The sequence below is a fragment of the Phaeobacter sp. 11ANDIMAR09 genome (assembly GCF_001294455.1).
Taxonomy (GTDB): Bacteria; Pseudomonadota; Alphaproteobacteria; order Rhodobacterales; family Rhodobacteraceae; genus Pseudophaeobacter.
Genome location: NZ_LIKT01000013.1, coordinates 16,874 through 28,911, shown reverse-complemented (window position 1 = coordinate 28,911; position 12,038 = coordinate 16,874). Strand labels below are relative to the sequence as shown.

Here is a 12,038-nt window from a genome sequence, read left to right as displayed (position 1 = left end):
AGCGCCTCAACACAGGCCGCCCGGTCAAAACAGCAAAAAACCCGCCAAAAGCGGGTTCTTCTGTGCTGCACACGCGCGCAGCATTAACCTAAATTTCACTATCCGGACATTCACAAAGCCGGGCAGATCTACACTTTGACCTGCCCCAGGCTATTTGGGACTGCAACCGCTGCGATCAGACTGCGTCGTCTCAGGCGCCTACGGCCATGCGATGACCACCGGACATCTGATCATCCTGCGGGTCCCGCAAAACATAGCCCCGGCCCCAAACGGTTTCGATGTAGTTGTCGCCGCCCGTTGCAGTGCTGAGTTTTTTGCGCAGTTTGCAGATGAAAACGTCAATGATTTTCAGTTCGGGTTCATCCATGCCACCATAAAGATGGTTCAGGAACATCTCCTTGGTCAGGGTCGTCCCCTTACGCAGGCTCAAGAGTTCCAGCATTTGATATTCTTTACCAGTCAGGTGAACAGTCTTGCTGTCGACCTCAACGGTCTTTGCATCCAGGTTAACGGCAATCTTGCCGGTTTTGATGATCGACTGGGAGTGACCTTTGGAGCGGCGAATGATCGCGTGGATCCGGGCCACCAGCTCTTCGCGATGGAAAGGTTTGGTCAGATAGTCATCCGCTCCAAAGCCGAAACCTTTGATTTTATTGTCCGTATCGTCCGCACCGGACAGAATGAGGATCGGCGTTTCGATACGGGCCATGCGCAGTTGGCGCAGGACTTCGTGACCATTCATATCCGGCAGGCCGAGATCCAGCAGGATCAGGTCGTAGTCATATAGCTTCGCCAGATCGATCCCTTCCTCGCCCAGATCCGTCGAATAGACGTTGAGGTTGGCATGGGTCAGCATCAACTCGATGCTTTTTGCTGTTGTTGGATCGTCCTCGACCAGAAGAATACGCATGTGAAAGTCTCCGCCTGTAACTGTTTCCCTTAGGTTGCGTTAACCCTGATGGAAAAAGGTTAATGGCCCGTTACCATAATCGTTAATTATCAACTTTGACTCAAGTCTTCAGTTTAAAATGGCTTCAGTGTTTACGGTATTCTTTTAGTCGGGTGGTTTTCAGCGCCTCTTCGCCATGGTCCGCCACCGCCGAAATCCAGCTGCGGAACTCCTCCTCGCTCAGCCCATAGCGGCGCAGGGCTTCGGTCTGGGGAATCAAGCCATAGAGAACGCCACGCACGACCGCTGCCTTGCGGGAGGCCACCCAACGGCGGGTGTCTTCTGGTGGCAAGTCAGCACGCGTCATCGTACTGCCATCAGGCAGTGTTACAGCGCGCGGACCTTCGACTTTCTTCAGGAACATGCCTTTTCCCTTGTTCGGTGCATCATTTCTTTGCTCAGCAACAGCTAATGCGCAGTCTACTTAATGAGCCATGAACCTGCCCCCTTGAGAGTCTGTAGGATTTTCATATATTCTGCGATGCTTGCCCCCTTGATCTAAGGAATTGCCTGATGGCACTGGATACAGATACTCCACTGAACTCCCTTGGCTTTGCCAAACCGCCCGCTGAAACCCGCGTGGTGGTGGCGATGTCCGGGGGCGTCGACAGTTCCGTTGTTGCGGCCTATCTCGCCGATCAGGGCTATGATGTGATCGGTGTCACGCTGCAGCTCTATGATCACGGGGCTGCACTGGCGAAAAAAGGTGCCTGCTGTGCCGGCATTGATATCCATGATGCCCGCCGCGTGGCCGAAGAACGCGGCTTCCCGCATTATGTGCTTGATTATGAAAACATCTTCAAAGACGCGGTGATTGATGAGTTCGCCGATAGCTATCTGGCAGGCGCGACACCTGTGCCCTGTATTCGCTGCAATGAGCGGGTGAAATTCAAGGATCTTTTGGAAACCGCCCGCGACCTGGAGGCCGATTGCATGGCAACCGGCCATTACATCCAGCGCAAAATGGGTGCACAGGGCGCCGAGTTGCACAGCGCCGAGGATGCAAACCGCGACCAGAGCTATTTCCTGTTTTCCACCACGCCTGAGCAGCTCGACTATCTGCGATTCCCTCTGGGCCATCTGCCCTCCAAGGACGCAACCCGCGAGATGGCAGCGCAATATGGGCTTGCGGTGGCCGATAAACCCGACAGCCAGGACATTTGTTTTGTCCCAGATGGAAACTATACCTCCGTTATCGAGAAATTGCGTCCAGGCGCAGCTGAGCCCGGAGAAATCGTACATGCAGATGGCCGCGTGCTGGGAACGCATACCGGCGTCATTCACTATACGATCGGCCAACGTCGCGGTCTGGGCATCGGCGGCCTGACCGAGCCGCTCTATGTGGTGCGTTTGGATGTGGACAAAAAACAGGTGATTGTGGGTCCAAAAGAGCTGCTGGCGACCCGCACGATACCAGTTCGCGAAATCAACTGGCTGGGGGATGACCCCTTTGAGAGTCGAGACGAGTGGACTGTCATGGTCAAGGTGCGCTCCACCCGCCCCCCGCGCGAGGCAATAATTCGCCCGCTCAGTGCCACAACCGCCGAAGTGGAACTTCTGACACCGGAAGAAGGGGTTTCGCCCGGGCAGGCCTGTGTGTTCTACGACTCCGACAGCAGCCGCATCTTTGGCGGCGGCTGGATCTGGCGCGGCTACTAAGCTCCGCCCCATGGGCACTACAGAAACGTGTGCTAGAGGCGGTTCAAAACCGCCCTGGCGGCCCGCAAGCCAGGATCTTCGCCCCCCAGTCCCAGGCGTTGCATGGTGACCGCCATAGCCGCGTTTTGCAGCTCTGGCGCTTGGGCCAGCTCATCCAACTTGGCGGCAATATTTTCTGCGGTGCAATCGGGCCCCAGACATTCCGGCACCACGCGGGTCTCGCTGACCAGGTTGACCAGCGTCACCGTATCCACCAGCGCCATGCGTTTCATCACCTGCCAGGTGAGCCACTGGAATCGATAGGCAATGACCATCGGCGTTGCTGCCGCCGCCAATTCCAGCGAGACCGTCCCGGAGGCAGCAAGCGCTAGGCTTGGCCCCGCAAAGGCCGCGCGTTTGATTGCCGCGTAGCGCTCTGCGTCATAGGCGGCTGGGTCCAGAAACAGGGTATCCTCGGGCCAATCTTCGGCCTGCGACCGTACCAGATCCGCCACCGGAGCGGCACAGGGTACAACCACCCGATAACCGGGGTGGAAATGGGCAAAGGCCTGCAAGGCCTCGCCAAAAACGGGGCCAAGTCGCGTGACCTCGGACCGTCGTGATCCTGGCAGCGCCAGAACCAGCGGCTGATCCCCCAGGTTAAACTCTTGTCGGAAATCGCGGATCTCTGTCTCGGTGGCCAGGGGCTCTGCCACAACCGGATGACCGACAAAATCGCAATCCATCCCCGCCGCCTGCATCAGAGGAGGCTCAAAGGGAAGCAAGGCCAGAACCTGATCAATGCTCTTGGCCATCTTCACCGCCCGCTTGGGCCGCCAGGCCCAGACCGAGGGCGCCACGTAGTGGACGGTGCGAATATCGCTGCCCGCCTTAACGAGGGCAGCGACCCGCAGTGAAAAATCTGGACTATCGATGGTGATCAACACGTCGGGTTTCTGGGCAATCACCGCCTCAGCCGTTTCGCGGATGCGACGCTTGAGATGGCGGTACTTTGGCAGAACCTCTGCCAGCCCCATCACCGACAGCTCTTCCATCGGAAAGCGAGAGCGCAGCCCCTGCGCCTGCATGAGTGCGCCACCAATCCCGTCAAAAGTCACATCCGGGTTCAGGGTGTTGAGCCCTGCCATCAAAGCCCCCCCCAGCCGGTCCCCGGAGGGCTCTCCGGCCAGAATAAAGACCTTCAGGCTCACGAGGCGCGCAGCCAGAGAAACAGGCCCAGGCGATCACAGGCTGCAATCACCTTTTCCTGCTCCAGCACAATGACTCCTCCGGCCTCCAGCACAATGCCTGACAGTCCGGCCTTGGCAGCCAGTTCAACGGTCCTTGGGCCGATGGCAGGCAGATCTGCCCGTCTGTCCTGTCCCGGTTTGGGCGCTTTGAACAACAGCCCGCCCTGCCCGTCGGGGCGTTGGTTGAGGCTTTGCAAAAGCCAATTGGTGCCAAAAGCGCCCTCCACGGCAATGGCCTGGCGCGCACGAATGGCGCAGCATTGACCAATATCTGCAGCCGACATGGCCGCAACCACTGCAGCACCGCGATCCGCATCTGCCTTGTCCAGGGCGCCGGGCTGTACCTGGGTCGGCACCCCCTCTTGCATCAGCAGTTCAGGGGCAACCTCATGTGCGGCGCGCAGGGTGAACCCTGCCTGCTCGATTAGCCCCATGACTGCGCGCAGCGCGCCATCATCCCCAGCCCCCAACGCCGCTTGGATCACCGGAACCATGGGCATAGTCGCCGCATCAATCGCGGTGGGGTCAATGGCTGGGCGACTAACCGCCCCGGCCAGGCAAACCTCTGTCACCCCGGCCGCCTGCAACCGCGCCAGAAAACTGCCTAAATGTTCAATGCGAAACGAGATTTCAGCATCCACGCAATCGGGCTCCGAGCCCTCCATCGCACAGATCAGAGGCCGTTTGGTTTGGCGATCAGAAACTTCTTTTGGCAACAGCCCGGTCCCGGCAATCACTGCGAGCATAGGGTCATCCTCCGGGGGTCAAAAAAGAGCGATCTGTTTGACCCGTGATAAAAGAGACAATTTCTTCCACATAGGCACTCTCGGTCTCCTCGCCCAACCGGCGGGCCCGTTCCTGAAACGTCCCCTCTCCCTGGGCCAACATCTGAAAGGCCGCTCGCAGGGCGGTGATATCTGAGCGGGTGACACCCCGGCGTTTGAGCCCAACAAGATTAAGACCGTCCAGCCCACCGCGTGGCGCCTGCACCAGCCCATAGGGGATAACGTCATTGGTCACCATGGTCACCGCGCCAATGATGGCACCGCGGCCGATACGCACCCATTGATGAATACCAGAGAGCCCGCCGATGATCACATCGTCTTCGAGCACGCAATGGCCGGCCACGGCTGCGGAATTCACCACTATGACCCGGTCACCAACAATAGCATCATGGGCAATATGACAGCCCGCCATAAACAGCCCATCGTCACCGATACGGGTCACACCGCCCCCACCTTCGGTGCCGGCATTGACCGTGACATGTTCCCGAATGCGATTGCGCTTGCCAATGACAGTACGGCTTTTTTCGCCCTGGAACTTGAGATCCTGAGGGATCTCGCCAAGCACGGCAAAGGAAAAGACCACCGTGTCATCGCCAATTTCGCAGTCCCCGGTGACAACCACATGAGACTTAAGCGTCACGCGGTCTCCCAGAACAACCTCGGGGCCAATATGGCAAAAGGGACCGATCTCGCATCCCTCGCCAATCTTGGCGCCCTCTTCAATCACCGCGCTGGGATGAATCTGGCTCATCATATTCAATCCTTTTGAATATCCACCATGGCCGTAAACTCGGCCTCGGCCGCAGCTTCACCCTCTACCGTGGCAACCCCTTTGAATTTAAAGATTTTACCACCTGGCTTGCCGCGCAGGACTTCCACATTCATCTCCAGAACATCTCCGGGGATGACCTTGCGACGGAATTTGCACTTGTCGATATTCATGAAATAGATCAGCAGGTCCCGATCGGCCATATCAAGGGCCACCCCCAACATGACACCTGCGGTCTGCGCCATGGCTTCGACAATTGTGACCCCTGGCATGATTGGCGTCCCAGGGAAATGCCCCTGAAAATGCGGCTCGTTCATGGTCACATTCTTGATGCCGCGTGCCGATTTCATACCATCAATATCGACGACTTTATCGACCAAGAGAAAGGGGTAGCGGTGCGGCAGGATCCGCTGGATCAGGTGGATATCGGCGCTCTGCAGCTCAGCGGTCATGGCATTCTTCCTGTCTTTGAATGGTTTGAAACGTCCCTATCAACTAGGCCCGTTTTGAGCAAGCTTTCGACAGCCTATTGGTCGTCTGCACCCGCCTGCCCCAGCCCGTCGCCAAGCACCCTGTCGATCCGGCTGATGGCAAGTTCAGTGATATCCACGACATCTGCGCTTAGGAAAACCGTAGAGTGATCCAGGATCGCCCCGGCCCCGGTTTCCCGCATAATCCCCTCGAGCACAGGCAAGGAAGCGGCGAAAAACTCGCGCCGCGCATCCTCTCCCAACTGCGTGATCTCACGAAGCTTTTGTTCTTGAGTATTGCGCGTCTCCTGAACCTTGCGGTCAAAGGCATCTGCAAGAGCCCGAAAGGCCTCGGCTTCCATCTGACTGCGCCGCTCGGTCAATTCCTGTTCTTCGGTCCGTAACTCGGCTTCGATATTACGGTTCTCAACAGTCAAGACCGCCCCTTCGGCTTCGATTTCACGGGTGACGCGCTTGCCAAATAGGCTTTCCGAGAAAAGCCGGTCGGGCTGGATCGTCAAAAGACCGCTTTGAGGCGTTCCCAGCTGAACGTCCCGCCCCATCTCAAACCCTGTCATCGGCAGTGATTGCTGGGCGAGCGTCGGCAATGTTCCGGTGATCAGGGTAACAAGCGCCAGCCCGAAGGCCAGCGCTGGTGGTTTTTGAAACGGCAGAGATTTTGCCAAACTCCCGATCACAGGTTTAGAACCGTGCCTGTAGGGTCAGATCGAAGCTTTGTTCCTTATCAAAGTCTTCTTTGCGTAGCGCCTTTGAAAAGTTGAACCGTAGCGGGCCAAGCCCGGTAGTCCAAAGCAACGAGAAGCCGACAACATGGCGGAATGAACCATCTCGGCCGACAATGTTCGAGCTGCCAGATGTGTCCACATCGTTAAGCCCCCAAAGGTTGCCGATGTCGTAAAAAACCCCGCCTCGGAGCCCAAGCTCTTCTGGCAGCCCCAGCGGGAACTCAGCATCAAAACGTGCAACGGCAAACAGATTGCCCCCCAGGAAATCATCATAGCTTCCGGTGCTGCCACCAGGGTAGGCGCTCTGGTCCCGTGGGCCAATGCCGCCAGGTTCAAAGCCACGCATGATCGACGGAGATAGGATAAACCGATCCAAAGATCTGCTGTTGTTACTGCCAAGCCAGTGCAAAGCTCCGGTTTCCAGAGTCGCCCGCAGGGTGACCTCTTCGTTGAAAACCATCTTTTGGGCAACAAACTTGGTGGTGGTTTTTACATATTCGTTGTCGCCACCGAGACCCGCATAGTCAGCGCCAAATTCAAACAAGAAACCCGCATTTGGATCAAGTCCGATCAGACGGCTGTCATAGGTATACTTAAACCCGACAATACTACTGCTGCGCTCGCCCTGGGAAATCTCATTTACAACGGTCGGTGAGGCAGATGCATAGACATTGGTTGGAACTATGCTGGTATCTGACACATCAGCCCGAGCAATCATCTCGGAACTCTGCCACGAATAGCTCAGCTGAAGCGCAGTGCTCTCACTCAGGTTGAAGGTGAGGGCCGGAGTGACGAAAGCCCGCTTAGTGTCGTATTGAGAAAAACTCGAATCCGACTCTGCAACACCAAGATCTAAGCTGAAGCGAAGGTCCCGCCCCAGAAGATGAGGTTCAACAAACCCCAAGACATATTCGTCTTCTTCTGTCGCAGTTGCGATAGCAAAGGAAAGCCGCTGGCCACGTCCCAGGAAATTGTTCTCCGTCAAGCCAATGGAGAGCCCCAAACCGGAATCAATCGAGTATGACCCACCCAGGCTCAAAGAACCTGTTGGCTGTTCTTCGACATCAACGTCCACAACAACGAGGCTCGGCGAACTACCTTCACGCACATCGACATCCGCTTCCGAGAAGAAGCCAAGCGCGCGAATTCGTTCGGCTGTACGCCGGATTTCACGCGGGTTGAAAGGATCGCCTTCGACGGTGCGGAATTTCTGGCGGATCACCCGGTCCAGAGTGGTTGTGTTGCCCTCAATATCGATACGCTCAACAAAAACACGTGGGCCGCGTGTGAGCACATAGTCGAGATCAAGAGTAAGGTCGCGATCATTCCGTGTCACCCGAGGTTCGATCCGCAGGAAATCGATGCCCAAACGCAGAGCCAGCGTTTCCATGCGCTCAATCTCGGTCTCTACGATTGTCGGCGAATAAATCACCCCCGGCTTGGATTTGAGGGCCTGCCGGAAGACATCTGCATCCGCTTCGGAAACTTCGCTGGTGACTGTGATGTCGCCAAAAGAGAACTGCTGGCCTTCGGTAACATCAACAACCAGAAAAACCGCATCCCGCTCCCGAGTGACTTCAGCATTGGCACTATTGACCCGGAAATCGACATAGCCGCGCGACAGGTAGAAATCACGCAGGATCTGCTTGTCAAACTCGACGCGATCCTCGATCAAAGTGTCTTTGTTGATAAAGGCCCGCAAAAAGCCTGCCTGCTTTGTCTCCAGAACCCTGCGCAGCCTGCGGTCGGAATAGACTTGGTTGCCCAGGAAGGAAACGCGTTCCACCTCGGTGGTATCCCCTTCGGAGATTTCAAACACCAGATCAACGCGGTTGTCGCTGCGGCGGATGATCCGCGGCGTCACCCGAGAGGCAAGTCGGCCCTGCACGCCATAGGCTTCGGCAATGGCGGCGGCGTCACGTTCGGCCACCGCAGGATCGAACACCCGTCGTGGGGACGATTCGATAATCCCAGAGAGATTCTCATCCTTAATCCGACGGTTGCCTTCAAAGTTGATCTTATTGATGGTCGGGAATTCGGTCACTTTGATAACCAGGGTGTTCCCCTTGGGGACCAGATCAACCGATTCAAATACACCGCTGTCGATGATGTTCTGATAGGCATCGTTCAACTTGCCAGCCGATACCGTCTTGCCCCGTTCAATGCCCGTATAGGCAACGATTGTTGAGCTTTGAATACGTTGGTTGCCCTCTACCTGCACCCGATTAAAGCGGTAGTTTTGAGCTTCGGCAAAATTGGGTGACAGCCCAAATCCGAAAGTAACCGTCAGAGCGACGACAGATACGCCCCGATACAAAATATTGGTACGCTTTTCGCGCTTACCGCAGGATATGCCCACGTTCTTGCCCCAGACCATCAGTGTTTACCCGAAATTAATAGCAGCTTAACACAGTGCGTAGCGGGTTTGAGGGCGGTTGTCAAAACCCACAAAAAAACACGCAGGCAGGAACCCGCGCGCCGTCTTGACTAAAAAATTTAGACTTATGATGAGATTACAAAGCGGCCAGCCAACTGCCCAGCCAAAGCGAGAGCAGAATGAAGCCCGCTGCAAGCGCACGATCCCAGTTCAGGCGTAGCAAAAGTGCAAATCCGTTTTCGGTTTCATTCGGCGCCATCATGTAGCTTTGCATGGTTTGATCCCCCAGGACAAAGAGCACAGAAGCGGAGCAAAAACTTAAGTCCTGGCATGGGACCCTGTCCGATCCTGCGCGTTAATGCAGATTACCAATTCATTAACTGGCGAATGTGGCATCAGTTGGGCATCGCGAGACAAGGGCAGAACTTGGGCATCGCCAAAGCGGCAAAGCCCCAGCCATGACAAAAGCAAAAGCCCGCCCTCAGGATCAGAGGGCGGGCTATGGGGCAGTCGGTTTAGGTCTGCCCTTAGCAGAAAATATCGTTGCTCAGCGAAAAGACCATCAAAGACAGGATCATCACAATACCTGCGGTCATCAGGATCTGAATTGCGCGATCACTGGGCGGGCGACCAACAACCGCCTCATAGGCGTAAAACACCAGATGGCCGCCATCCAGCGCCGGGATGGGAAACAGGTTAAGCAGACCAATGGCCGTCGACAGGACCGCAATAAAGCGGATGAAGCTGGCAGCCCCCTGGCTCGCCGTGTCGCTGGACGCCTTGGCGATGCCGATCGGACCTGACAGGTTACAGGTGCTGATGGCCCCGCTGATAATATGTGTCAGCCCAGAAATCGATGAGCGGATCACAGTCCAGACTTGTTCTGTCCCCGTGCTGAGCGCATGGCCAATGCTGGCAGGTTCCGTCTGATAGTCTATCAGGCTACCACCACCAATCCCGATCAGCCAGCGGCTGGTGAACCCACCTTCGGGGTTTGGCAGGTCCACATGGCGCGGCGACAAGGTCATCTCCAGCTTGGTCCCGTCGCGCATAATCTCAAGAGAGAGCTCAGCCCCCTTGGTTTCTGCGACCTTGGCAACCAACTGCCCAAAAGCAAAAACAGGTTCACCATCTACAGCAGTGATGAAATCCCCCGTCAGAACCCCAGCATCCGCAGCGGCACTGCGCGGTGTCACAGACGACACATAGGCCGGGGCAAAATGGGTATCTACGAGGCTGTGCTCAACACCGTCGCGACGGACCAGATAGTCTAAACTGGGGGTTACAGGCAGGGCCTCGCGAAACGCCGTCCAGCCCGCCGTATCGCCGAGTTCCGGAAGCACAATGCCGCCAACTTCAAGCAGCTCATCCCCCGGGCGCAGCGTGTTTTCCACCCCGGGAACAGGCACCAAAGACCCAATCGTCAAGGGGGTGCGGACCATACCAAAGTACAGAGCCAAAGAGGCAAAGACGGCAATCGACATGACAAAATTGAACACCGGTCCCGCAGCAACGGTCGCAGCGCGCGCCCAAAGCGGCGCCCCGTGCATGGTCCGGCGCAGTTGCACCGGATCTGCTGCAGCCGCTTCGATCACATCCAGGTCTTTGCCGGAGGCCGCATCAGCATCGCCAAGGAATTTGACATATCCCCCAAACGGTAGCGCCGCAATTTGCCACTTGGTGCCATGTTTATCGTGACGGCTCCACAGTACCGGACCAAATCCCAGCGAAAAGACCTCGGCGTGGATGCCAGACCAGCGCCCCACAATATAATGGCCATATTCATGCACCGCGACGATGACCGAAAGCGCCACCACAAAGCTGACAATGGTATAGAACAGCCCGCTGATTTGCGGGAGAAGGGAGAGGAGGTCCAAAGCGTTACCCTATGGTTTGAGCTGCGGCCACATCCGCAGACTTGCGGGCGATGTGGTCAATCTGTGTGACGTTATCAAGGGTCATTGCGGAATCAATAAGGCCGCTTTGCGTCTCAACCCGTTCCAGAACCCGTGCCGTGATCTCGGCCATATCGGTGAAACCGATGTCACCGGCAATAAAATGATCCAACGCGCGTTCCTTGGCAGCGTTGAACACCGCCCCCATCAGCCCGCCGCGCTGCATCACACCGCTTGCTTGCGACAGTGCCGGATAGCGGATCAGATCGGGCGTGGAAAAATTCAGCTGGCCGATCTGGGCCAGATCCAGCCGCGCGACAGGCAGATCCCGCCGCTCGGGCCAATGTAGCGCATAACCAATTGCATGGCGCATATCCGGAGCCCCCAGATGTGCCATCAAAGCCCCATCCCGAAACCCAACCAGCGCATGCACCAGGGATTCAGGATGAACCAGAACCTCGATCTGCTCTGGCTCCACTCCAAAGTATTCACGAGTTTCAATAACTTCCAAGGCCTTATTGAACATCGATGCGCTGTCGATGGTAATGCGTTGCCCCATATCCCAATTGGGATGCGCGGAAGCCTGGGCCAAGGTGGCCGTTTTTAGGTTCTCCAGCGGCCAATCCCGAAAGGCGCCCCCCGAGGCTGTGATAACAATACGTTCAACAGCCGAGATGTCTTCGCCCACCAGCCCCTGAAACACCGCCGAATGTTCGCTATCGACGGGCAGCAGGCGTGCGCCGTACTGCTTGGCGGTATCCAACAGGAGCCTCCCGGCGCAGACCAGCGACTCCTTATTGGCGAGCGCCAGCGTCGTGCCCTGTTCCAGCGCTTTGAGCCCCGGCGCAAGCCCAGCAACCCCGACAATGGCAGACATGATCCAATCCGCAGGCCGCGCCGCGGCTTCGATCAAAGCCGCCTGCCCCGCGCTCGCCTCGACCCCGCTGCCAGCCAGCGCCTGGCGCAGTTCCGGAAGCGCCTCCTCATAGGCGGTAACGGCCAGATCGGCACCCAGCTCAATGGCATCAGCCGCCAGCCGGGCAATATTTCGCCCGCCTGTCAGGGCCACCACGTCATAGGAACTCAAATCCCGCCGGATCAAATCAATAGTGCTTTGACCGATCGAGCCTGTGGCTCCAAAAATAGAGATTTTTTGCAT

Annotated in this window: 12 protein-coding genes; 1 reads left to right on the top strand and 11 read right to left on the bottom strand. The window is 56.9% G+C overall.

The annotated features are described in order from the left end of the window. Window positions 1-190: 190 nt before the first annotated feature. The gene (gene ctrA / locus AN476_RS12410) at window positions 191-910 is read right to left on the bottom strand and encodes a response regulator transcription factor CtrA (protein WP_027240116.1); all 720 of its coding nucleotides are present in this window, start codon (window positions 908-910) and stop codon (window positions 191-193) included. A gap of 124 nt (window positions 911-1,034) precedes the next feature. Continuing rightward, window positions 1,035-1,313, bottom strand: a complete 279-nt coding sequence (locus AN476_RS12405; protein WP_054461907.1) for a DUF1153 domain-containing protein — start codon at window positions 1,311-1,313, stop codon at window positions 1,035-1,037. A 149-nt stretch (window positions 1,314-1,462) separates the two neighbouring features. Between AN476_RS12405 and mnmA the strand changes: the two genes are divergently transcribed. After that, a complete protein-coding gene (gene mnmA, locus AN476_RS12400; RefSeq protein ID WP_054461906.1) occupies window positions 1,463-2,608 on the top strand; it encodes a tRNA 2-thiouridine(34) synthase MnmA in 1,146 nt (381 codons plus the stop codon). A gap of 32 nt (window positions 2,609-2,640) precedes the next feature. On the opposite strand, the gene lpxB is transcribed toward mnmA, so the two are convergent. From lpxB to dxr, 9 genes are all read right to left on the bottom strand, one after another. Further along, window positions 2,641-3,798 (bottom strand): lipid-A-disaccharide synthase, encoded by a 1,158-nt coding sequence (gene lpxB, locus AN476_RS12395; protein ID WP_054461905.1) that lies wholly within the window; start codon window positions 3,796-3,798, stop codon window positions 2,641-2,643. Then, the gene (locus AN476_RS12390; RefSeq protein ID WP_054461904.1) at window positions 3,795-4,583 is read right to left on the bottom strand and encodes an LpxI family protein; all 789 of its coding nucleotides are present in this window, start codon (window positions 4,581-4,583) and stop codon (window positions 3,795-3,797) included. Before AN476_RS12390 ends, lpxB begins: the two co-directional genes overlap by 4 nt. A 4-nt stretch (window positions 4,584-4,587) precedes the next feature. Continuing rightward, on the bottom strand, window positions 4,588-5,373 hold the full coding sequence (gene lpxA / locus AN476_RS12385) for an acyl-ACP--UDP-N-acetylglucosamine O-acyltransferase (RefSeq protein WP_054461985.1): 786 nt from the start codon (window positions 5,371-5,373) through the stop codon (window positions 4,588-4,590). A gap of 5 nt (window positions 5,374-5,378) precedes the next feature. Then, a complete protein-coding gene (gene fabZ / locus AN476_RS12380; protein ID WP_054461903.1) occupies window positions 5,379-5,843 on the bottom strand; it encodes a 3-hydroxyacyl-ACP dehydratase FabZ in 465 nt (154 codons plus the stop codon). Between the two features lie 74 nt (window positions 5,844-5,917). Further along, entirely contained in the window at window positions 5,918-6,547 is a 630-nt protein-coding gene (locus tag AN476_RS12375; protein WP_371257347.1) for an OmpH family outer membrane protein, read from the bottom strand. A 16-nt stretch (window positions 6,548-6,563) separates the two neighbouring features. After that, entirely contained in the window at window positions 6,564-8,984 is a 2,421-nt protein-coding gene (gene bamA, locus AN476_RS12370) for an outer membrane protein assembly factor BamA (protein WP_054461902.1), read from the bottom strand. Window positions 8,985-9,120: 136 nt separating this feature from the next. Next, window positions 9,121-9,258, bottom strand: a complete 138-nt coding sequence (locus AN476_RS23085) for a hypothetical protein (protein WP_172684826.1) — start codon at window positions 9,256-9,258, stop codon at window positions 9,121-9,123. A gap of 253 nt (window positions 9,259-9,511) precedes the next feature. Then, window positions 9,512-10,861, bottom strand: a complete 1,350-nt coding sequence (rseP, locus tag AN476_RS12365) for an RIP metalloprotease RseP (RefSeq protein ID WP_054461901.1) — start codon at window positions 10,859-10,861, stop codon at window positions 9,512-9,514. A gap of 4 nt (window positions 10,862-10,865) precedes the next feature. After that, window positions 10,866-12,038 carry a 1-deoxy-D-xylulose-5-phosphate reductoisomerase gene (dxr, locus tag AN476_RS12360; protein ID WP_054461900.1) on the bottom strand — a complete coding sequence of 391 codons (1,173 nt, stop codon included), beginning with the start codon at window positions 12,036-12,038 and terminating at the stop codon, window positions 10,866-10,868.